Here is a 20,033-nt window from a genome sequence, read left to right as displayed (position 1 = left end):
CAAGACGCATCTTTTTTTCTTGCAATAACTAGTTACTTGGTCGCTGTGCCAGCCGGTTTGAAGGCCCACCAGCGGCTGCCCGCGAAATTCCAGACCAGCCCGATGCCCGTCGCCAGCACCTGCGCCAGCCAGTAATACCAGCCCAGCTGGTGTACCAGCAGCCACATCAGGCCCGTATTGATGCACCAGCCGATGCCCAGCAAGGTGAAGTACTTGGAAGCCGCCTCGCCATGGCCCTTGTCGCTTTTAAACGTGAAAAAGTAATTGAGAATGTAGTTGACGACGGAACCGAGGATGTAGCCGATGCCGGACGCGGCGGCGGCGCTGATGCCGGCCCATTCCACGCCGCCCCACAGCACGCTGTATTGCACGGCCGTACCGGAAGCGCCGACGGCGGCGAAACGTAGAAATTGGTGATGCAGGGAATGGGACATTGTCAATTTTCAAATATGGCGAACACTCTCGCCAGGATCGGGCCAGAATAAAAAATGGCTACGATTGCTCGTAACCATTTTTCAGCCTGCATTTTACTGCAAGTTGCGCCCAACGTTCATATTCGCCGCCGTTTCGACACTTATTCCTTGCGTTGGCGGCGCCGGCGCAACCACACAAACAGCGCGATCAGCAGCAGGATGCCCACGATGCCGCCCGGCAGCATGAACGGTTGCGCCCGCGCCAGCACGGGTTTCTCGCCACCGCTGCGCGCCTGCGCCACGTAGGCGGGCGTGACGGACAGGTCCGGGTTGCCGTACTGTTTCAATACGTAATTGGCGATCGACGCGATCTGCTCGTCCGTCAATGGCTGCACGTAGGAGCGCTGGTCGAAACGGGGCATGAATGCCTCGTGCTCTTCCCCTTCGATCTTGCGCTCGACGCCAAACAAGATGGCCGACACCAGGTTGGCCGGCGTGTTGCCTCCGGTCGCCGTGTTGTTGAACAGGGCCGGATAGCTTTGGCCCGTGCTGCCGGCGCCGCTGGCCGAGTGGCAGCTGGCGCAGTAGCCGGAAAACAGCACGGCGCCGCTATTGAGCGAATGGCGCTCGGTGGAACTGGCCATACCGCGCAGCAGCGGTTCTTCGCTGGCGGCGCTGCCATGGCTGAAGGCAGCCTTGGTCTGGCCCGGCGCGCGCACGGGCGGCACCGTGCGCAGCCACGCGACGATGGCGGCCACGTCGTCGTCGCGCAAAAATTGCAGGCTGTTCTGGATGGCTTCGGCCATGCCGCCCGCCGCCTGCCCCTTGCCTTCCACATGGCCCGTCTTCAGGTAGGCGGCGATTTCCGCATCCGTCCACGCGCCGATGCCGCTGACCTTGTCGGACGTGATGTTCGGCGCATGCCAGGAACCGAGCGAGGCGCCGGCCAGGGTCTGGCTGCCGATTTCCGCCATCAGCGCATTGCGCGGCGTATGGCAGGCGCTGCAGTGCGCCAGGCCTTCGGCCAGGTAGGCGCCGCGGTTGATCTGCGCGCTCTTCGTTGCGTCCGGCACGAAGCGCTTATTGTCGAGGAACAAGGTATTCCAGCCCAGCATCGACAGGCGCACATTGAACGGGAATGGCAGGGCCGTCTGGCGCGCTGGCTCGTCGACGGGCTTGACGGCCTGCATGAAGTAGTAATACAGGTCGCCCACGTCCGCATCCGTCAGCTGCGCATAGCTGGTGTAGGGCATGGCCGGATACAGGTGGCTGCCATCGGCGCGCACGCCTTCGCGCAGCGCACGCGCAAAGTCGGCTTCCGTATAGTGGCCGATGCCGCCTTTTTTCGATGGCGTGATATTCGTCGCGTAGATCGTGCCCAGCGGCGAGTCGATGGCGTAGCCGCCCGCATACGGCTTGCCGCCCGCTGCCGTATGGCACGCCATGCAGTCGGCGGCGATGGCCAGGTAGCGGCCCCGCTCGAGGCGCGCATCGGGCTTGGCGGCGGCAGGCACGGCCGGACGGTCCGGCGTCAGGGTGACGGGCGGCGCCGGTGGCGCAGCGTGCGCGGCCAGCGGCAAGCCGGCCGCCAAGGACAGGGTCAGCAATAAACGGCGCATCATGCTGCCTCCCTTGCCAGGGTACGGGCGATGTCGTCGGCAGCGCGCAAACCGAGCGCGGCCATGCTGAGGGTGGTGTTCACGACGCTGGCCGACGGCATGGCGCCGCCGCCGGGCAGCCACAGGTTGGCGTGGTCGTGGGCGCGGCAATTGCCGTCGACCACGGAATCGGCGCGATTCGAACCCATGATGACGCCGCCCATGATGTGGTTATTCGCGTTCAGGCTGTCGGTGATATGGAATTCCACGGCGCCGAACAGCTTGCCGATGTGCCTGAGCTGCGCATGCGCGGCCTTCGCGCCATCGCGCACGTAGTCGCCCACGTCATAGTAAATATCGGGACAGGCCAGGCCCAGCGGGTCCTTGCGCGTCTTGCTCAAGGTCAGGCGGTTGTGCGCTTCGGGCAGCGGTTCCAGGCTGATCGACAAGTCCACGCCAAACGCGGCGCGGCGGCGGATCTCATCGTCGAGGTCCTTGCCCACCAGGCCCAGCTTCAACGACTGCTGGGTAGCGGGTCCGACCCTGGTGATATTGTTCAGGATCATCTTGTTGGCCGAATATTGCGCGCGGAAGGCGCCGTCGCGCGGGCCCACCAGGCAGCTGCTTTGCGCGGGGCCGCGGCCCGTCCAGATCGGTTCATTGGCGAGGAAGGTACAGTGGAAACCAGAATGGTCCATCATGTTGCGGCCCACCTGGTCAGAACTGTTGGCGATGCCGTTCGGATTGTTCTTGTTCGCCGCCAGCAAGAGCAAACGCGGCGTTTCGATACCGTTGCAGGCAATCACGAAAGCCTTGCCCGTCGCCATGTGCGACTGTTTCTTGGCGTCATACCAGTGCACGGCCGTCACTCTGTTGTTGTGGTCCGTGTCGATGCGATAGACGACGGCCTCGGCCAGCACGCCAGCGCCCTTCAGCTCGGCCCGTTCTACGTGGTGGATGCCGTTGTACATGGCGCCGATGGGGCAGATCGGCTGGCAATTGTTATTGCCGCAGCAGGTGGGACGGCCCTGCCATGGGCGCGTCGAGCGGCCTTGCGGAATCGGCACGGAACGGTAGCCGTGCGGATTGACTACTTCGGCGAAGCGCTTGTCGCCATAGCCCCAGGGCACCATGTCCATCGGATACGGCGCGCTGCGCTCGCTCGGCGACTGCAGGGCCGGATCGTTGGGGCCGGCCACGCCCATTTCCTGCTCGGCGCGGCAATAGTACGGTTCCAGTTCATCGTAGGAAATGGCCCAGTCGCGCCCTACCCCGTAGTCGCTTTTCATGCGCATGTCGGACGGCAGATGGCGCCAGCACGACGCCGCCCAGTGCCAGGTCGTGCCGCCCACCGTGCGCAGATAGCCCTGCTGGAAACTGCTGCCGTTGGGACCGGACACTTCCACGTAGTTATTCTTCGGGAAATACAGCGGCGCGGGCGCGTTTTCCGCTTGCGGATACAGGCCCTGGAAGTCGGAACCGACGCGGTTCTCGAACGGCATGTTGCGCCAGTTTTCCACGGCTTGCCCCCGCTCGATGCGCAGGCCCGCTTCCAGCATGATCACGGAGTGACCCTGCGCGGCCAGCTGGTCGGCCATCATGGCGCCGACGACACCAGTACCGACGATGACGACATCGGCGACGACGTCGCCATTACTCTTGAATTGGGGTGATTTCATTTTGCTTGCTTGCCTTTCGGTTCGGGGGTGCCGGTGGTGGCCGGCGCGGGCACGGGTTTCGGTTCCACGGGTGCGAAAACGCGCACGGCCGGCGGCGCCTTCAGCCACCACAGGGGGCCGTAATTGCAGTAAGTCGGCACGACCTGGCCATCGGCCACCGTGCGGTACATCAAGGCCTCGGCGTAGGCGACGACGATGGATTTCGTACCCTGCGCCGCGTTGCCGGCGACGGTGCCCGTGTACCAGGCGGCGACGATGGCCAGCGCCAGCTCGCGCAGCCCCGCATCGGCGGCGCTGGCGGCCGCCAGCAAGGTCTTCGCTTCCTGGCCCGTGACGAGCAGCGCGCCCAGTTGCGGCAAGCGCTCGGCGAAGCCGGGCACGTTGGTGCGCATGGCTTGCTCGATGCGCGCCGCCGTCGCGACGGACAGATCGCGGTGGCCCGTGATCGTTTGCGACAGGGTGTAGAACAGCATGGTGGCGGGCGCCAGGCCGGCAGCCGGCGCGCTGGCCGGCGCCTGCATGGCGGCGGACAGGGGATTGCTCCAGAAACCGGCTTGCGCCAGCAAGGCGGCCAGGCCGATCAGGGCATGGCGGCGGCTGATGCGGGGAAGGGATGACACGGATGTTGCAGATGGTTCGTTGCCTGGATGGTTCATGAGACTCCCGCAAGACTTGTTGTTTTATTGACTTCGATGATTGCGCCGTAGTGCATTTGCGCATAGATGGAACCGGTTCCATATTATCCTACAGAAGTAAATAGTCTGCCAATGTAGTATTACTACTGAGACTCCGGCTTGTGCAATTCCTGCATGGATTCAGGCGTTTCGCGCAGGCAAAACGCCAGCCCCGGCTGGCCGCCCAGCCGGTAATGGAAGTCCAGCACGCTGCCGCCGGCCAGGTTCGGCTTGCCCGGCAAAGGCAGTGGCAAGTTCAAGCTGCACTCATGGTCGCCCAAGACGATGTCGCCATGCACGCGGATGCGCGTCAGCAAGCGCGGCGCCTGCTCCAGCACGTCGGGCAGGCGGATGCTGGCGGCCGGAAGCGTGTCGCCCCGCTCCCCCTGCCAGGCGCGCAAGGCGTCCGCATCGAGGGCAAACACGCGGCCCCAGTCCGTGCACGGCTCGCCAGGGCTGCGCCGGTCCAGGCCCAGGTGCACGGTGACGGCCGCCGGCAGCAGCGCCGCCGCGGGCGCTTGGGCGTGCAGATTGCGCAGGATGGCCACCTGCGGCTCCTTGCCCAGCGCCGTATTCATGGTTTCGCTGACGATCACGTCCGGCATGGCGCCTGCAGGTATTTGATAGGCGGCCGCGTCGGCGCAAATATACCCGGCGACGTGGCCATCGAGGCCCAGGGCGGCGATCAGTTCGCGCGCATAGTCCAGGGTTTCCATATGCACGTCGAGGATGGCAAACTGCACGTCGCTGGCATCCAGCACGGCCATCACCGGCAGGGCCAGCAAGGCAAACGGACCGCAGCCCGCATACAGCACGCGCACGGGCCGCCCGCCGTTCACGGCCAGCCGCTCGCGCACGGCCAGCGCCAGGCCCTGGATGAAGGCGGCGCTGCGATACGGCTCGCGCGCGCACAGTCCCGCCTGCACGGGCGAAATGGCCCAGCCGCTGGGGAGAAAACTTTCGCCGTCGCGCAAGCCGTCCGGCCGGTCCATGGGCAGGCGCGAATGGCGCTCGACGAGCTGGCGCAGCTGCACCGTTTCGCCGACCAGGCTGGCCAGCGAACGCTGCGGATCGCACAGCGCGGCCGCCATGGCGGCCAGTTCCGCGCGCGCCGAAGTCACGCGCAACGCCACGGGCAAGGCAGGATAAAGACAGAATGCATGGCGGCTTCCTTGAAATGATTGCAAGTGCGCGGAAAAATTGGCAGCATAGCAAATAAATAAACGCCTGCGCATTTGGCACCATCGCCCCCATCGCCACCACCTACCGGAGCACCGATGCACGACTTGCCGCTTTCCGCCCCCTACCAGTTGCGCGTCCAGCGCGACGACGACGATGGCTTTGCCGCCGCGTTGTACAGCTCCACGCGCGACGACCTGCGCCAGATGCCGGCAGATCCCGCCGTCATCGAGCAGCTGATCGCCATGCAGCAGCGCATGCAAAGCCACGGTTACCGGCAAGCGTATCCGCAGGCCATATACCTGGTGCTGCAGCACGGCGACACGCCCATCGGGCGCCTGGTCCTGGACCGCCAGGATCAGGTGCTGCACCTGCTCGACATCGCCATCCTGCCCGCCGCGCAAGGCCAGGGCGCAGGCAGCGCCGTGCTGCGCGGCCTGCAGGCGCAAGCGGGCGCGCATCAATGCCGGATCCACCTTGCCGTCAACAAAAGCAACGCCGCCGCGCGCGCGCTGTACCAGCGGCTGGGCTTCCGATTGCGCGGGGAAAACGAGGTGCAGGAGCAGCTGGAATGGAGCGCGCCATAGTGCCGGCGCCGACTCCACCCAGCACCTGGCTGCGGCTGCCGCTGCGCTTTGACGTGGCGCGCATGCAGCGCGACAGCGACCAGTTCGCCACGGACGAGTGGATCCATCATTTCAATACGGGCACCTACGACACGGGCTGGAGCTGCGTGCCGCTGCGCTCGCCGGGCGGAGCAGCCGGCGACATCATGCCCGTCGACGGCGCCGCCTATGCCGGCACGCCGCAACTGGCGCGCTGTCCCTGCCTGCGCGAGGTGCTCGCCAGCTTCGCCTGCGAGATCCGCGCCGCGCGCCTGATGGCTTTGGCGCCGGGCGCCATCATCCGCGCCCACCGCGACGCCGGCACGTCGCTGGCCGATGGCTTGATCCGCATCCACATCCCCATCCACACTACGCCGCAGGTGCTGTTCAGCATTGACGGCGAGAACGTGCACTTCACGCCCGGCCACGCCTGGTACATGGACGCCAGCCGCCTGCACGCCGTGCATAACCGGGGTACGGCGCCGCGCATCCACCTCGTGCTCGACTGCGTCACCAATGCCTGGCTCGAAACGCTGTTCGCCTCGGCCGGTTTCGTGCCGAAAACGGCCCGCAAATATGGCGACCCCAGCATCAACGATGGCAATGTGCGGGCCGTCATCGCCCAGCTGCGACTGTCGCCCTCGCCTGCCAGCCTGGCGCTGGCCAGCCAACTGTCCGCCTTGGCCGACGGGAGAGCGCCATGAGCGCCGCGCCGGGCCTGGCCCAGCAGGAACGCCTGCTGGCCAAAGGCAAGACGGTGGCATGGCACGAAGGCATGGACTTGCGCGGCTGGTATCCGTTGTACGTGGAACGTGGCGAGGCGCTGGCGGACGCCGCCATGTGCTGGCGCGCGCTGGGGGAAACGGTGTTCAGCGACGCCTTCTTTGTCAATACCCTGGCGCGCCAGCCGCATGAGGAGCGCCGCGTCTGCCGCACGCCGCTGGCGGCGCTAACCATGATGGCCACGCTCGGCGATGGCCTGGCGCCCGACGCCTTCATCTTCCACGTCTCGCGCTGCGGCTCAACCCTGCTGAGCCAGCTGCTGGCGTCCTTGCCGCAATGCATAGTCATGTCCGAGCCGCCCGTGATCGATTCGCTGCTGCGCCTGCATCACGACAGCGATGACCCAGCCGCCGGCATCGCCCTGCTGCGCCAGGCCATCCTGGCACTGGGCCAGCGCCGCTCGGGCACAGAAACGCACTTCATCATCAAGTTCGACTGCTGGCACGTCCACAGCCTGGACTTGCTGCTGCAAGCGTTTCCCGGCACGCCCTGCCTGTTCGTCTACCGCGAACCGCTGGCCGTGCTGGCCTCGCACCAGCGCCAGCGCGGCCCGCAAATGGTTCCCGGCATGCTGCACCCGACACAGCTGCCGCTGCCCCCGCACCAGCTGGCGCCCGGCGATATCGATGGCTATACGGGCCTCGTGCTGACCAGCCTGTTCGACGCGGCCCTGCCCCATGCGGCGGCCGGCCGGCTGCAGTTAATTTACTACGAACAATTGCCAGATATCGTGTTCAGCGATGTATTGACTCGCCTGGGCATCACCCCCACGCCGGCACAGTTGCAAGCGATGCGCGCGCGGGGCGGCGTGCATGCGAAATACGGCACGGCCTACCACGGCGATCCGCCAGTGGCCGCAGCCAACGGCCTGGCCGCCATCGCCGCGCAAGTGCAGCCCAGCTATCTGGCGCTGGAAGCGTTGCGCACGGGGCAATAGTCACAGCGCGGCGGCATTGTCCTCGCGCCACTTGCGCACCATCTCGCTGCTGATTTCCCGTTCATAGCAGATGGGGGCGTCACCGCCCTTCCTGCTCCATGCGCTGCGTCCCCCGCAAGCGCTGCCATTCTTGGCGACATTGTAGGGACAGGGGCAGCGGCCAGGATAGGCGGCAATCGACTCGGCGATGATCTGCTGTTTGACCTTCGCTTCCGATGGCGGCTGGCGCCCTTGGCCGCCGGCAAGGGGCGCGTAGGCCGTGCCAGCGGCCAGCAGCAGCAGCAGCAGCAGCAGCAGCGGGGCGCAGAGACTCTTCATAGGAAAGTTGTTTTCATCGAGAGGCAGCAAACGTGCCAAGCAAGTATGACAGATGCTTTTCGGCAAATCAGCGTGAAATGTCACGAGAACCACGGCCGCAATGCAAAAAGCCCAACCGTAAAGGCTGGGCTTTTCGATACTGCTGATGTTCTGGCTCCCCGACCTGGACTCGAACCAGGGACCTGCGGATTAACAGTCCGTCGCTCTACCAACTGAGCTATCAGGGAAAAGAGGCCGCATTCTATAGGGCAAATTTTCAGTTGTCCAGATTTACGCTGAAAAATTTACGCGCGGCGCCGCTCAGCCCGGATTTTCCCTGGGCTGATAGTCGAACACCAGCACCCGCCCCAGCCATGGCTTGAGCAGATCGACAAAGGCCAGGTGGGCCGGATGGGCCAGGTACACGTCACGCGCACTGGCGCCATCGAAGGTCAAGGTAAAGCAATCGGTAAAGCCGTCATCGAGGCCCTCCGGGCTGACGTTCGGCCCCCATTCGAATTGCAGCACGCCGGGGATGCGGTGTTTAAGCTGGGAAAACTCATAGACCAGCTCGGCATGCTTGGCCGGTGTGATGTCCTCAAGAAAATCACACAGGACGATATGGCGTAACGGGATAGAACAGGTCATGGTGGCAACTCTCCTATGGGGTTGCATTCAGGATAGCGCAAAACGGAAAAGCACACAGGCAGCGGCCCGCCACGGCACAGATATTTTCTATATGCAACATATTATTCGGATAATATCCCCCATGGACGCCCCATACCCGCAAGCAACCATTCATATCAGACCATGACAAAGCTACTGGCAGTGCTATTCATCACCTTGATGCCATTTTCTGCATGCAAAGCGCAAGCGCTTGCCATCGACGCGCTGCTGACTCCCGACATTGGCGGGATCAAGCAGTTTGTGGAAATCAAGACAGATGACTCAAAAAAACCTGTTCTTCTCTTTTTATCGGGCGGTCCGGGAAGTTCGATGATGAAGAATGCGGATGCCTTCACCGCCATCCTGAGAAACAGATTTACGCTGGTGCAGTGGGATCAGCGCGATGCGGGAAAAACCCTGAAACTCAATCCGTCGCCCAGCCAGCCCTCCGTCGCGCAGATGAAGCAGGACACGTATCAGGTCATCACGTTTCTTCAAAAAGAGATCAAGCAGGAAAAAATATACTTGCTGGGCAGCTCCTTGGGCAATGTGCTCGGTTTTCATATCGTCGAACAGCATCCGGAACTGCTGCACGCGTATTTCGCCGTCAATCCCGTCATCAGCCAGCTGGCCAGCGAAAAGGAATTGCTGGCCAATTTGAAGGCGCATTTCCGGGACGATGCCACCGCCAGCAAGGAACTGGCGCAAGTGCATATCCCCTTTCAACACGATGAAGACCTGTTCTATTTGCGCAAATGGCTTTTCCATCAGGAGGGAAAAACATTCGCGACCAGTGATGGCTTCAAGACCGGTTTTCTGCAATGGTCCAAAGCCTGGTCGCCCGTATGGAACGAAGTGATGCATATCGATTTGCCGAAAACCTTGAAGAAAGTCGACTGCCCGGTCTATTTCTTCGTTGGCAAGAACGACATCCAGACCTCCACCCGCATCACGCAAGACTATTTTGAGCAGCTGCAGGCACCAAAGAAGGGGCTGTTTGTATTTGAACAATCGGGACACCAGATACACCAGGATGAACCGGAAAAATTCCAGCAGGCGATCATCGGGACCCTGCCGGCACCCATCGCGGCGCGCTGAAATGCAAAAAGCCCAACCGGTAAAGGCTGGGCTTTCTGCTGCTACATGTTCTGGCTCCCCGACCTGGACTCGAACCAGGGACCTGCGGATTAACAGTCCGTCGCTCTACCAACTGAGCTATCAGGGAAAAGAGGCCATATTATATAGGCCAAACCCGGCACTGTCCAGATTTCCATAGGGAAAATCTTATCTTGCCGCAAGCTACACGCGGGCGCCGCAAAAACAAAAAAGGCCACGTTTTTCAACGTGGCCTTTCGAATTCTGGCTCCCCGACCTGGACTCGAACCAGGGACCTGCGGATTAACAGTCCGTCGCTCTACCAACTGAGCTATCAGGGAAAAGAGGCAATATTATATGTCACTTGTTCCATATTTGCAAGACTGATACTGCATCGCCACAAACACGGCCATCACCGACTTTCTACCGCCATCAGCGCCGCACTTGCATGCAGCGCCGAAGAAGCAAGATATTAAAGTACTTTGGCGATCGCGTCAATGACGATGTCGATATTGCGCGAATTCAATGCTGCCACGCAGATACGGCCCGTGTCGACGGCGTAGATCGATTGCTCGCGCAAGGACGCCACCTGCTCCTTGGTGAGACCCGAGTACGAGAACATGCCGATTTGCTGGCGCACGAATTCGAAGTCGTGGCCTGGCGCCTTGGCTTTCAGCTTTTCCACGAAGGCATTGCGCATTTCACGGATGCGCACGCGCATGCCGGCCAGTTCCTCTTCCCACAGCTGGCGCAGTTCCGGCGTGGCCAGGACGGTGGCGACCACCTTGCCGCCGTGTACTGGCGGGTTCGAGTAGTTGGTGCGCACGACGCGCTTCAGCTGCGACAGCAAACGGGCCGCTTCGTCGGCGCTCGAGGCGACGACGCTCAGGGCGCCCACGCGCTCGCCGTACAGCGAGAACGATTTCGAGAACGAGTTCGACACCAGCAGCGGGCCGCCCGCGTCGGCGAAGCGGCGCACCACGGCGCCGTCTTCGGCGATGCCGTTGGCGAAGCCTTGATACGCCATGTCCAGGAACGGCACCAGGCCGCGCGAGGTCACCACGCTGATGATCTGATCCCACTGGGCCACGCTCAGGTCGGCGCCGGTCGGGTTGTGGCAGCACGCATGCAGCACGACGATGGAGCCGGCTGGCATGGCGTTCAGGCTGGCCAGCATGCCGTCGAAGTTCACGCCATGGGTGGCGGCATCGTAGTAGGTGTAGTTATTGACGACGAAACCGGCGTTCTCGAACAGCGCGCGGTGGTTTTCCCAGCTCGGGTCGCTGATGTAGACTTGGGCGCCCGGCGCGAAACGCTGAAGGAAGTCGGCACCGATCTTCAGTGCGCCCGTGCCGCCGATGGCTTGCACGGTGACGGCGCGGCGCTCTTGAATTACGGCGCTATCGGCGCCAAATACGAGTTCTTGCACAGCCTTGTCGTAGGCGGCGAGGCCTTCGATCGGCAGATAGGTGCGTGGCGCCGCCTGTTCGATCAGGATGGCTTCTGCCTTGCGTACGCAAGCTAACAGAGGCACTTTGCCGTTGTCGTCATAATAGACGCCAACGCCCAGATTGATTTTGGCGGGATTCTGGTCCGCGTTAAATGCTTCGGTGATGCCCAGGATCGGGTCGCGTGGGGCCATCTCGATGGCGCTAAACAGACTGGCAGAAACAGTTGGGTTCGTCATGATAAGATTGGATTCGATTGGAAGCAGGTTCACAGCGGAGTTGTAGACAGCGCCCCAAAATACAACGCCAGGGCCGCCAGCAGAGCACTATTCTAACAAAGGTCTGATTCACATGCCCGAATTATCTACCGCCAGCGAGGCGGAAAGCGCAATTATCTCTTTCCCGGACTCCCCGTTCAAGCTGCACCAGCCCTTCCCTCCGGCCGGTGACCAGCCCACGGCAATCGACCAGTTGTCAGAGGGGATTGCCGACGGACTGGCGTTCCAGACCCTGCTGGGCGTGACCGGTTCGGGCAAGACCTACACCATGGCCAACGTCATCGCGCGCATGGGCCGCCCCGCCATCGTCTTTGCGCCCAACAAGACCCTGGCGGCGCAGCTGTACAGCGAATTTCGCGATTTCTTCCCGCAAAACGCGGTCGAATACTTCGTCAGCTACTACGATTACTACCAGCCCGAAGCCTATGTGCCGCAGCGCGACCTGTTCATCGAAAAGGATTCGTCGATCAACGAGCATATCGAGCAGATGCGGCTGTCGTGCACCAAGTCGCTGATGGAGCGGCGCGACGTCATCATCGTCGCCACCGTCTCGGCCATCTACGGTATCGGTAACCCGAACGAATACCACCAGATGATCCTGACCTTGCGCGTCAAAGACAAGGTCGCCCAGCGCGACGTCATCGCGCGCCTGATCCAGATGCAGTACACGCGCAACGAAGTCGACTTCGGCCGCGGCACCTTCCGCGTGCGCGGCGACACCATCGACATCTTCCCCGCCGAGCATGCGGAGCTGGCCGTGCGCCTGGAAATGTTCGACGACGAGATCGAATCGATCCAGCTGTTCGACCCGCTGACGGGCCGCGTTCGGCAAAAGATCCCCCGCTTCACCGTGTATCCGGGTTCGCACTACGTGACGCCCCGCTCCACCGTGCTGCGCGCCGTCGAGACCATCAAGGACGAGCTGCGCGAGCGCCTCGAGTTCTTCCGCAAGGAGAACAAACTGATCGAAGAGCAGCGGCTCGAGCAGCGCACGCGCTTCGACCTGGAAATGATGGCGGAAATCGGTTTCACCAAGGGCATCGAGAACTACTCGCGCCACCTGTCCGGCGCGCTGCCGGGCGAGCCGCCGCCGACCCTGGTCGACTACCTCCCGCCCGACGCCATCATGTTCCTCGACGAGTCGCACGTGCTGACGGGCCAGCTGAGCGCCATGTACAACGGCGACCGCTCGCGCAAGACGAACCTCGTCGACTACGGCTTCCGCCTGCCGTCGGCACTCGACAACCGGCCCTTGAAATTCGAGGAATTCGAACAGAAGATGCGCCAGACCGTATTCGTTTCGGCCACGCCGGCCGAATACGAAAAGAACCATTCCGATCAGGTGGTCGAACAGGTCGTGCGCCCCACGGGCCTGGTCGACCCGCAAATCATCGTGCGCCCGGCCAGCAGCCAGGTGGACGACCTGATGTCGGAAATCGTCGAGCGCATCAAGAAGGACGAGCGCGTGCTGGTGACGACCCTGACCAAGCGCATGTCCGAGCAATTGACGGAATACCTGGGCGACCACGGCATCAAGGTGCGCTACCTGCACAGCGACATCGAGACGGTGGAGCGCGTGGAAATCCTGCGCGACCTGCGCCTGGGCACGTTCGACGTGCTGGTGGGGATCAACCTGCTGCGCGAAGGCCTGGACTTGCCGGAAGTGTCGCTGGTCGCCATTCTCGACGCGGACAAGGAAGGCTTCTTGCGCTCCGAGCGCAGCCTGATCCAGACCATCGGCCGCGCCGCGCGTAACCTGAACGGCACGGCGATTTTGTACGGCGACCGCATCACGGACTCCATGCGCCGCGCCATCGACGAGACGGAGCGCCGCCGCGCCAAGCAGATCGCCTTCAATACGGCCAACAACATCATCCCGATCGGCGTGAAGAAATCGATCCGCGAAATGATCGACGGCGTCTACAGCCCGCAGGAAGCGCGCGAAACCCTGCAAGTGGCGCAGGAAGCGGCCAAGTTCGAATCGATGAGCGAGAAGCAGGTCAGCAAGGAAATCAAGCGCCTGGAAAAACTGATGGTCGACCACGCCAAGAACCTCGAGTTCGAAAAGGCGGCGCAAGTGCGCGACCAGCTGCATATCCTCAAACAGCAGCTGTTTGGCGCACCAGGTACCGATAATGTGACATCGATACTGGGCAAATAAACCTCGCGTAGGTCGGATTAGCTGGCCGCCAGGCCAGCGTAATCCGACAACATCGTTGGCGCTGGTGGTGTCGGATTACGCGGCCTTGCCGCTAATCCGACCTACCTGAGCCGCTCGCTACCTTGACCGCACCAGCGCCTGCAGGACCGCTGCCCATGGGCTTTGCCCTACTCCGGCAGCGAATAGTCGATGTCGTAGAAATGCTGGCCGTTTTCAATGCGGATGGCCAGGGTGCCGCTGATGCCCGTCAGCTGCCCCGTGCCGGAATGCGGCACGATGACGATGGATAGCTGCTGCTTGCCATCGGCCATGGTGCCCGCATGCTGCGCCACGAAGCTGCCTTCCATGCCCTGCAAGACGCCCGTGATGGCTTCCATGGCGACGTAGCCGGCCGCGCCTTTGGTGTCGGTGACGGCGCTGAGCATTTCCCCCTTGGCCGTGGCGACCAGGTCGCCGGCATAGACTTTGTCGAGCAATACCTTGCCCAAGGTCGTGCGTCCCGCGCGCTGCGCCGCCGCGGATGGCGTCATGGTGATGCTGAAACTTCCCGTGGCGTGCACCGGCATGCGATGATCTCCCTCTGCAGACGAGGCGGCGCCGGCTGGCGCCACCGATAGACAACATGCGGCCAGCACCAGGCCGGACAAGCTGTGTGATTTCATGATTCCCTTTCAATCGATGCGAGAGACCAGCTTAAGACAGCGCAGGAGACAAATATTGGATAAAGCCGACAGCACGCGCAATATGCTCGCCGCGCGCGGCCATGCACCGAAGGGCATCGTCGACCCGCGGGCGGCGGCGCGCCGCATACGGCTGGCGACCTATCCGCCGGACACCGCGCTGGCACCGTTCGTCGAGTACTTCTGGCTTGTCGAATGGGACAGGCGGGGCTGTCCGCCGGAGACGCAGCGCGTGCTGCCGTACCCGAACGCCCACCTGGTATTCGACCTTGGGCGCACGGCCATCCATGGCGTGGTGCGCGGCGCCTTTGACAGGCCGTTGAGCGGTGCAGGCAAGGTGCTGGGCGTGCGTTTTGCGCCGGGCGGCCTGCGCCCGTTCATCACCCAGCCCCTGTCGTCATTCACCGACACGACCATCGCCGCCGATGCCCTGCTGGACATGCAGGCAAGGGAAGCCGAGGCGCTGGTGCTGCGGCAAGCCGACGATACGGCCATGGTGGCGCAGGCGCAGGCGCTGCTGCTGGCACGGCTGCCGCAGGTCGATGATGCTGCCCTGCTGGCCGCCAGGCTGACTGCCGCGGCGGCGGCCCACAACGGCCCGGCGAGCGTGGCGCAGCTGTGCGAAAAAATGGCCATCGGCGAACGCCGGCTGCAGCGCCTGTTCGCCAACTACGTGGGCGTGCCGCCGAAGTGGGTGATCCAGCGCTACCGCCTGCAGGAAGCGATCTGGCGGCTGGCGCAGCCCGATGCGCCCGACCTGGCCAGCCTGGCGCATGCGCTGGGCTTTTTTGACCAGGCCCATTTCAGCCGCAGTTTTGCGGAACTGGTGGGCAGTACGCCGCTCGACTATCGCCGCTCGCAACTGCCGACAGCCGCCTAGCCGGCCGCTTTCACGTCGTCGATATACGCGCGAATGATGCTGGCAAAATCCGCATCGGCCGTCAAGCCCAGCGCTTCGGCCCGTGCCGTGTCCCAGGCGCCGGGCCAGCTCTTGACGATGCGCTCGACGGCAGGATCGGGCGCATAGCTGATGCGCTTTGTTACTTCGCTGCCGGCCACCTGTTCCAGTGCGGCGATCATCTCGCCCACGCTCACGCTCAAACCCGGCAAGTTCACCGTGCGGCTGGCGCCGAACGCCTCGCCCGCCAGTTCATGGCCGGCGATCAGCGAGGCGATGGCGCCGCGCGGCGACAGCAGCCACAGACGCAAATTGGTGGACACTGGGCAGACGGCCGCCTCGCCATTCAACGGCTCGCGGATGATGCCGCTGGCGAACGACGACGCCGCCTTGTTCGGTTTACCGGGACGCACGCTGATGGTCGGCAGGCGCAGCACGCGGCCATCGACAAAGCCGCGGCGGCTGTAGTCGTTGAGCAGCAATTCGCCGATGGCCTTTTGCGCGCCGTACGACGATTGCGGGTTCAGGGCGGTCGTATCCTGCACCACGTCCGGCAGCTTGCCGCCGTAGACGGCCACGGAACTGGTAAACACGACCTTCGGCTTGTGCCCCAGTTCGCGGCAGATGTCGAGCAGCAGGCGCGAGGCGTCGAGGTTGATGCGCATGCCCAGCTCGAAATCGGCTTCCGCCTGGCCGCTGACGATGGCGGCCAGGTGGAAGATCGAGCTGGTCTGTGCATCGATGGTAGCGCGCATGAGAGCGCCGTCAGCGATGTCGCCCGTGACCACTTTGACGCGCGCATCGTTGAAGTCATGCGCGGCCACCACATCGACCAGTACCAGCTCGCTGATCGTTTGCAACTGGCCGTGGCTGTCCGTCAGCTGGCCTTGCGCCAGCAACTGGCGCGCCAGGCGCTGCCCGAGGAATCCGGCGCCGCCGGTAATCAGTACTTTCATCTTCATGCTCCTTGTTTGTTGTTGTAAGCGGCAAGCCAGCCCAGGCCATCCTGAGTGCGCCCGCGCGGACGGTATTCGCAGCCGATCCAGCCCTCGTAGCCCAGTTCATCCAGCAGGGCGTACAGATACGGGTAATTGACTTCGCCATCGTCCGGCTCATTGCGGGCCGGGACGCTGGCGATCTGCACGTGGCCGATGCCATCGAAGTTGTTCTTGAACGTCATGGCGATATCGCCCTCGACGATCTGCGTGTGGTAAAAATCCATCTGCACCTTGACGTTGGCCGCACCCGACTCCAGGCGCAGCGCATGGCCCTGTGCCTGCGTGACGAGGAAGTAGCCGGGCATGTCGCGCCCGTTGATCGGTTCGATCAGCAGCTCGATGCCATGCTCGCCCACGGCCTGGGCCGCGTACCGCAGGTTGGCCAGGTAGGTGGCGCGGTGCAGGGCGAGGTCGGCGCCCACGGGCAGCAGGCCCGCCATCATGTGCACGCGCGGCGTGCCCAGCGCCAGCGCATACTCGATGGCGCGCGTCACGCCGGCACGGAATTCTTCTTCGCGGCCCGGCAGCGACGCGATGCCCCGCTCACCGGCCGCCCAGTCGCCCGGCGGCAGGTTGAACAGCACATTCTGCAAGCCGTGCTCGCGCAGCCAGCCGGCCACTTCCTGCGGCGCGTGGTCATACGGGAACAGGAATTCGACGCCTTTAAAACCCGCTTGCGCGGCGGCGGCAAAGCGCTGCGGGAAAGGGACTTCGTTGAACATCATGGTCAGGTTGGCGGCAAAGCGGGGCATGCGGTATCTCCTTGGGAATCTTATATGTCGAGTTTGAACGTGTGCTTCAGGTCCGCGATCTGCGCCGCGTCGAGCGGGCGCGTGGGCACGTCGCGCAGCAGCAGGAACAGCTTGGCCGTCTCTTCCAGTTCCTCGGCCGCATACACGGCCGCCTCCAGGCTCGCGCCCGATACGACGGGACCGTGGTTGGCCAGCAGCACGGCCGAGTGCTTGCGCGCCATGGCGCCGATCGCACCGGCCAGCGCCAGGTCGCCGGGCCGGTGATACGGCACCAGCGGCAAGCGCCCCACCTTCATCACAAAGTAGGGCGTGAGCGGCGGAATGCAGTCGTCATGGTTCAAGCCGCACATGCACGACACGGCGGCCGAATGGGTCGAATGCAGATGCACGATGGCGCCCGCGCTGCCCCGCTCTTCGTACATGGCGCGGTGCAGGAACGCCTCTTTTGACGGCGGCGCCCCGCTGATCAAATTGCCGTCCCAATCGAGCTTGGACAATTGCGCGGGATCGAGCCGTCCCAGGCTGGCATTCGTGGGCGTGAGCAGCCAGCCGTCATCCAGGCGCACGCTCAGGTTGCCGCTGCTGCCGGCCGTCAGGCCCCGCTCGAACAGCGACTTGCCGAAGTCGACGATCAGCTCGCGCTGGCGCGATTCGGTGGCGCTCATGCCAGCACCTGCCAGGCCTTGCTGAAGAAATCGACCGTGCCGAAATTGCCGGACTTGAGCGCCAGCGCCAACGGCGCCCGGCCATCGTCGCCCGGCGCGGGCAAGGCTTGCGTCCACGGCACGCCAGGGTCGATCTCGGGGCCAATGCGCAAGCCCGCCACGCCCAGCGCTTTCACCACGGCGCCCGAGGTTTCGCCGCCGGCGACGATCAGCTGGCCCACGCCGAGGCGCACGAGGCCTTGGGCGATGGCGGCCAGGGTTTCCTCGACGAGGGCCCCGGCACGCTCCACGCCCAGCTGCGCCTGCACGGCGCGCACGGCGTCCGGCGTGGCCGTGGCATAGATCAACACCGGCCCTTGCGGCAAGTGCGCGCCGGCCCATGCCAGCGCCTGCGCGACGACCGCATCGACTACCTCGCCGCCTGCGGCCAGCTGCAGCGGGTCGACGTGGAACGATGGCGCCAGTTCACGCAGGTGCGCCACCTGCTGCTGCGTGGCCACGGAGCAGCTGCCCGAGATCACGGCGCGCAAACCCGTCGGCGGCGGCAAACGCCCGGCCTGGCCCGCAGGCGATGGCGCCAGCTGGCCCCGCTGGCGGAAATTCTGCGGCAGTCCCAGCGCGATGCCGGAACCGCCCGTGATCAGTTTCAAGTCGGCGCAGGCGGCGCCGATGGCTTCTAGGTCGCGGTTCGAGACGGCGTCGACGACGGCGAAATGGCAGCCCTGGCCCCGCAAGTCCGTAAAGCGCTGGGCGATGGCGGCCGCACCCTTCTCCACCACGGAGAAATCGGCCAGGCCTACCTTGGCTGGCACCTGCTGCTGCAGCACGCGCACCAGATTCGAATCCGTCATCGGCGTCAGGGGATGGTCGCGCATGCCCGATTCGGCCAGCGGCACGTCGCCGACGAACAGGTTGCCCTTGTATATGGTGCGGCCGTTGGCGGGGAATGCGGGACAGGCGATGGTGAAATCCGTATCGAGCGCCCGCATCAGCGCTTCGGCCACGGGGCCGATATTGCCGCGCGGCGTGGAGTCGAACGTGGAGCAGTACTTGAAGTAGAACTGCTTGCATCCGGCTTGCTGCAGCCAGGCCAGCGCGGCCAGCGATTCGGCCACGGCCTCTTCCGGTGCATTCGTGCGCGACTTGAGGGCGATGACGACGGCGTCGACATCGGCTGGCGGCGGACGTTGCGGCACGCCGATCAGCTGCACCGTGCGCATGCCGGCCTTGACCAGCATGCCGGCCAGGTCGGTGCCACCCGTGAAGTCATCGGCGATACATCCCAGTAGTACGGTCATGATGGTTCCTCTTGATTCAGTGACGCTTGCACCGGCAAAGTAATTCCCGGGAAAGTCTTGATGACGGCCGAGTCGTCCTCGCCGCCAAAACCGGCCGCCGACGCCTGCATGAACATCTGGTGCGCCGTGGCGGACAGCGGTAATGGAAACACGCTTTTCTTCGCGTAATTGAGCACGATGCCCAAATCCTTGACGAAGATATTCACGGCCGACAGCGGCGTGTAGTCGCCCTTCAGGATGTGCGGCACCCGGTTCTGGAACATCCAGGAACTGCCGGCGCTGTTCGAAATGACTTCGTACAGGGCATCCGGATCGCAACCGGCGCGCAAGCCCAGCGCCATCGCTTCGGCGGCGGCGGCGATGTGCACGCCGGCCAGCAGCTGGTTAATCATCTTGACCTTCGAGCCCTGCCCCGGCTGTTCGCCCAGGCGGTACAGCTTGGCGCAGATGGCGTCGAAAATACCGGCGCAAGCGTCGAATGCATCGGGCGCGCCGGCCGCCATCACCGACATTTCGCCGGCAGCCGCCTTGGCCGCGCCGCCGGAAATGGGCGCATCGATGAAGCGCAGTCCCATGGCCGCCAGGCGCGCGCCGAGCGCCTCGGCAAACTCGGGCGCCACGGTGGCGCAGGCGATCACCACGCTGCCCGGCGCCAGGCTGGCAGCCGCACCGTGTTCGCCAAACAGCACGGCTTCCGTCTGCTGCGCATTGACGACGACGATCAGCATCGCTTGCACCTGCGCCGCCAGCGCGGCCGGAGACTGCGCCGCATGGGCGCCCTGGCCGGCCAGCGCTTGCACGGTGTCGGCGCGCACGTCGCAAGCATGTACTTCAAAGCCGGCGCGCAGCAACGATTGCGCGATGCCCATGCCCATGGCGCCCAGGCCGATCACACCTACTTTTTCTATTGTTGCGCTCATTATTTGCTC

At 63.9% G+C, this 20,033-nt stretch carries 20 protein-coding genes and 3 tRNA genes; 6 read left to right on the top strand and 17 right to left on the bottom strand.

The genetic code is table 11. The features are described from left to right. Positions 1-32: 32 nt before the first annotated feature. The 5 genes from ACQ4WO_RS05505 to ACQ4WO_RS05485 form a co-directional block, all read right to left on the bottom strand. Positions 33-434, bottom strand: coding sequence for a GtrA family protein (locus ACQ4WO_RS05505; protein ID WP_436480525.1), 402 nt, complete (start codon positions 432-434; stop codon positions 33-35). Positions 435-574: 140 nt separating this feature from the next. Further along, a complete protein-coding gene (locus ACQ4WO_RS05500; protein ID WP_436480524.1) occupies positions 575-2,035 on the bottom strand; it encodes a c-type cytochrome in 1,461 nt (486 codons plus the stop codon). After that, positions 2,032-3,690 carry a GMC family oxidoreductase gene (locus ACQ4WO_RS05495; RefSeq protein WP_436480523.1) on the bottom strand — a complete coding sequence of 553 codons (1,659 nt, stop codon included), beginning with the start codon at positions 3,688-3,690 and terminating at the stop codon, positions 2,032-2,034. Before ACQ4WO_RS05495 ends, ACQ4WO_RS05500 begins: the two co-directional genes overlap by 4 nt. Beyond that, the gene (locus tag ACQ4WO_RS05490; protein ID WP_436480522.1) at positions 3,687-4,310 is read right to left on the bottom strand and encodes a sugar dehydrogenase complex small subunit; all 624 of its coding nucleotides are present in this window, start codon (positions 4,308-4,310) and stop codon (positions 3,687-3,689) included. The genes ACQ4WO_RS05495 and ACQ4WO_RS05490 overlap by 4 nt, the downstream gene beginning before the upstream one ends. 158 nt (positions 4,311-4,468) lie before the next feature. Beyond that, the gene (locus ACQ4WO_RS05485; protein WP_436480521.1) at positions 4,469-5,485 is read right to left on the bottom strand and encodes an SAM-dependent methyltransferase; all 1,017 of its coding nucleotides are present in this window, start codon (positions 5,483-5,485) and stop codon (positions 4,469-4,471) included. 156 nt (positions 5,486-5,641) lie between these two features. Between ACQ4WO_RS05485 and ACQ4WO_RS05480 the strand changes: the two genes are divergently transcribed. From ACQ4WO_RS05480 to ACQ4WO_RS05470, 3 genes are read left to right on the top strand one after another with little or no spacing between them, the layout of a single operon-like run. Continuing rightward, the gene (locus ACQ4WO_RS05480) at positions 5,642-6,130 is read left to right on the top strand and encodes a GNAT family N-acetyltransferase (RefSeq protein ID WP_436480520.1); all 489 of its coding nucleotides are present in this window, start codon (positions 5,642-5,644) and stop codon (positions 6,128-6,130) included. Continuing rightward, entirely contained in the window at positions 6,115-6,852 is a 738-nt protein-coding gene (locus ACQ4WO_RS05475; protein ID WP_436480519.1) for an aspartyl/asparaginyl beta-hydroxylase domain-containing protein, read from the top strand. Before ACQ4WO_RS05480 ends, ACQ4WO_RS05475 begins: the two co-directional genes overlap by 16 nt. Further along, positions 6,849-7,868 (top strand): sulfotransferase, encoded by a 1,020-nt coding sequence (locus tag ACQ4WO_RS05470; protein ID WP_436480518.1) that lies wholly within the window; start codon positions 6,849-6,851, stop codon positions 7,866-7,868. Before ACQ4WO_RS05475 ends, ACQ4WO_RS05470 begins: the two co-directional genes overlap by 4 nt. Here the strand turns inward: ACQ4WO_RS05470 and ACQ4WO_RS05465 are convergent, their stop codons facing one another. The 3 genes from ACQ4WO_RS05465 to ACQ4WO_RS05455 form a co-directional block, all read right to left on the bottom strand. Then, a complete protein-coding gene (locus ACQ4WO_RS05465) occupies positions 7,869-8,186 on the bottom strand; it encodes a hypothetical protein (RefSeq protein ID WP_436480517.1) in 318 nt (105 codons plus the stop codon). Between the two features lie 151 nt (positions 8,187-8,337). Further along, a tRNA-Asn gene (locus ACQ4WO_RS05460) sits at positions 8,338-8,413 on the bottom strand. Positions 8,414-8,486: 73 nt separating this feature from the next. Next, a complete protein-coding gene (locus ACQ4WO_RS05455) occupies positions 8,487-8,813 on the bottom strand; it encodes a Dabb family protein (RefSeq protein ID WP_034750182.1) in 327 nt (108 codons plus the stop codon). A gap of 162 nt (positions 8,814-8,975) precedes the next feature. Here ACQ4WO_RS05455 and ACQ4WO_RS05450 point away from each other — a divergent pair, with 162 nt between their 5' ends. Beyond that, a complete protein-coding gene (locus tag ACQ4WO_RS05450; protein ID WP_436480516.1) occupies positions 8,976-9,929 on the top strand; it encodes an alpha/beta fold hydrolase in 954 nt (317 codons plus the stop codon). Positions 9,930-9,980: 51 nt separating this feature from the next. On the opposite strand, the gene ACQ4WO_RS05445 is transcribed toward ACQ4WO_RS05450, so the two are convergent. The 3 genes from ACQ4WO_RS05445 to ACQ4WO_RS05435 all read right to left on the bottom strand — a co-directional run bounded on the left by ACQ4WO_RS05445 (position 9,981) and on the right by ACQ4WO_RS05435 (position 11,613). Beyond that, positions 9,981-10,056 (bottom strand) — tRNA-Asn (locus tag ACQ4WO_RS05445). Positions 10,057-10,191: 135 nt separating this feature from the next. Further along, positions 10,192-10,267, bottom strand: a tRNA-Asn gene (locus ACQ4WO_RS05440). 131 nt (positions 10,268-10,398) lie between these two features. Beyond that, positions 10,399-11,613: an amino acid aminotransferase gene (locus tag ACQ4WO_RS05435; protein ID WP_175444492.1), complete on the bottom strand. Its 1,215-nt coding sequence runs from the start codon at positions 11,611-11,613 to the stop codon at positions 10,399-10,401. Between the two features lie 112 nt (positions 11,614-11,725). On the opposite strand from ACQ4WO_RS05435, the gene uvrB reads away from it, so the two are divergent. Further along, on the top strand, positions 11,726-13,813 hold the full coding sequence (gene uvrB, locus ACQ4WO_RS05430; protein ID WP_436480515.1) for an excinuclease ABC subunit UvrB: 2,088 nt from the start codon (positions 11,726-11,728) through the stop codon (positions 13,811-13,813). Between the two features lie 167 nt (positions 13,814-13,980). On the opposite strand, the gene ACQ4WO_RS05425 is transcribed toward uvrB, so the two are convergent. Beyond that, positions 13,981-14,475 carry a DUF3224 domain-containing protein gene (locus ACQ4WO_RS05425; protein ID WP_436480514.1) on the bottom strand — a complete coding sequence of 165 codons (495 nt, stop codon included), beginning with the start codon at positions 14,473-14,475 and terminating at the stop codon, positions 13,981-13,983. Positions 14,476-14,530: 55 nt separating this feature from the next. On the opposite strand from ACQ4WO_RS05425, the gene ACQ4WO_RS05420 reads away from it, so the two are divergent. Further along, positions 14,531-15,373, top strand: coding sequence for a DUF6597 domain-containing transcriptional factor (locus tag ACQ4WO_RS05420; protein ID WP_436480513.1), 843 nt, complete (start codon positions 14,531-14,533; stop codon positions 15,371-15,373). On the opposite strand, the gene denD is transcribed toward ACQ4WO_RS05420, so the two are convergent. Genes denD through ltnD form a run of 5 tightly spaced genes read right to left on the bottom strand, consistent with a single transcriptional unit; the run spans position 15,370 to position 20,024 of the window. Next, a complete protein-coding gene (gene denD, locus ACQ4WO_RS05415; protein WP_436480512.1) occupies positions 15,370-16,347 on the bottom strand; it encodes a D-erythronate dehydrogenase in 978 nt (325 codons plus the stop codon). The two genes, ACQ4WO_RS05420 and denD, sit on opposite strands and share 4 nt — an antisense overlap. 2 nt (positions 16,348-16,349) lie before the next feature. Further along, the gene (otnI, locus tag ACQ4WO_RS05410; RefSeq protein WP_436480511.1) at positions 16,350-17,141 is read right to left on the bottom strand and encodes a 2-oxo-tetronate isomerase; all 792 of its coding nucleotides are present in this window, start codon (positions 17,139-17,141) and stop codon (positions 16,350-16,352) included. A gap of 20 nt (positions 17,142-17,161) precedes the next feature. Then, a complete protein-coding gene (otnC, locus tag ACQ4WO_RS05405; RefSeq protein WP_436480510.1) occupies positions 17,162-17,806 on the bottom strand; it encodes a 3-oxo-tetronate 4-phosphate decarboxylase in 645 nt (214 codons plus the stop codon). Then, on the bottom strand, positions 17,803-19,104 hold the full coding sequence (gene otnK / locus ACQ4WO_RS05400; RefSeq protein ID WP_436480509.1) for a 3-oxo-tetronate kinase: 1,302 nt from the start codon (positions 19,102-19,104) through the stop codon (positions 17,803-17,805). Before otnK ends, otnC begins: the two co-directional genes overlap by 4 nt. After that, positions 19,101-20,024, bottom strand: coding sequence for an L-threonate dehydrogenase (ltnD, locus tag ACQ4WO_RS05395; protein WP_436480508.1), 924 nt, complete (start codon positions 20,022-20,024; stop codon positions 19,101-19,103). The genes otnK and ltnD overlap by 4 nt, the downstream gene beginning before the upstream one ends. Between the last annotated feature and the right edge of the window lie 9 nt (positions 20,025-20,033).

This window comes from Janthinobacterium aestuarii, assembly GCF_051380835.1.
Lineage (GTDB): Bacteria > Pseudomonadota > Gammaproteobacteria > Burkholderiales > Burkholderiaceae_D > Janthinobacterium > Janthinobacterium aestuarii.
This window is presented reverse-complemented; position numbering and strand designations above follow the sequence as displayed.

Excerpts from the sequence above, each read along its gene's own strand:
- ACQ4WO_RS05470 (WP_436480518.1), top strand. The coding sequence starts at position 6,849 with ATGAGCGCCGCGCCGGGCCTGGCCCAGCAGGAACGCCTGCTGGCCAAA.
- ACQ4WO_RS05435 (WP_175444492.1), bottom strand. The coding sequence starts at position 11,613 with ATGACGAACCCAACTGTTTCTGCCAGTCTGTTTAGCGCCATCGAGATG.
- otnC (WP_436480510.1), bottom strand. The coding sequence starts at position 17,806 with ATGAGCGCCACCGAATCGCGCCAGCGCGAGCTGATCGTCGACTTCGGC.
- otnK (WP_436480509.1), bottom strand. The coding sequence starts at position 19,104 with ATGACCGTACTACTGGGATGTATCGCCGATGACTTCACGGGTGGCACC.
- ACQ4WO_RS05425 (WP_436480514.1), bottom strand. The coding sequence starts at position 14,475 with ATGAAATCACACAGCTTGTCCGGCCTGGTGCTGGCCGCATGTTGTCTA.
- ltnD (WP_436480508.1), bottom strand. The coding sequence starts at position 20,024 with ATGAGCGCAACAATAGAAAAAGTAGGTGTGATCGGCCTGGGCGCCATG.
- ACQ4WO_RS05475 (WP_436480519.1), top strand. The coding sequence starts at position 6,115 with ATGGAGCGCGCCATAGTGCCGGCGCCGACTCCACCCAGCACCTGGCTG.
- ACQ4WO_RS05495 (WP_436480523.1), bottom strand. The coding sequence starts at position 3,690 with ATGAAATCACCCCAATTCAAGAGTAATGGCGACGTCGTCGCCGATGTC.
- ACQ4WO_RS05500 (WP_436480524.1), bottom strand. The coding sequence starts at position 2,035 with ATGATGCGCCGTTTATTGCTGACCCTGTCCTTGGCGGCCGGCTTGCCG.
- ACQ4WO_RS05505 (WP_436480525.1), bottom strand. The coding sequence starts at position 434 with ATGTCCCATTCCCTGCATCACCAATTTCTACGTTTCGCCGCCGTCGGC.
- denD (WP_436480512.1), bottom strand. The coding sequence starts at position 16,347 with ATGAAAGTACTGATTACCGGCGGCGCCGGATTCCTCGGGCAGCGCCTG.
- ACQ4WO_RS05480 (WP_436480520.1), top strand. The coding sequence starts at position 5,642 with ATGCACGACTTGCCGCTTTCCGCCCCCTACCAGTTGCGCGTCCAGCGC.
- ACQ4WO_RS05465 (WP_436480517.1), bottom strand. The coding sequence starts at position 8,186 with ATGAAGAGTCTCTGCGCCCCGCTGCTGCTGCTGCTGCTGCTGCTGCTG.
- uvrB (WP_436480515.1), top strand. The coding sequence starts at position 11,726 with ATGCCCGAATTATCTACCGCCAGCGAGGCGGAAAGCGCAATTATCTCT.
- otnI (WP_436480511.1), bottom strand. The coding sequence starts at position 17,141 with ATGCCCCGCTTTGCCGCCAACCTGACCATGATGTTCAACGAAGTCCCT.
- ACQ4WO_RS05450 (WP_436480516.1), top strand. The coding sequence starts at position 8,976 with ATGACAAAGCTACTGGCAGTGCTATTCATCACCTTGATGCCATTTTCT.
- ACQ4WO_RS05455 (WP_034750182.1), bottom strand. The coding sequence starts at position 8,813 with ATGACCTGTTCTATCCCGTTACGCCATATCGTCCTGTGTGATTTTCTT.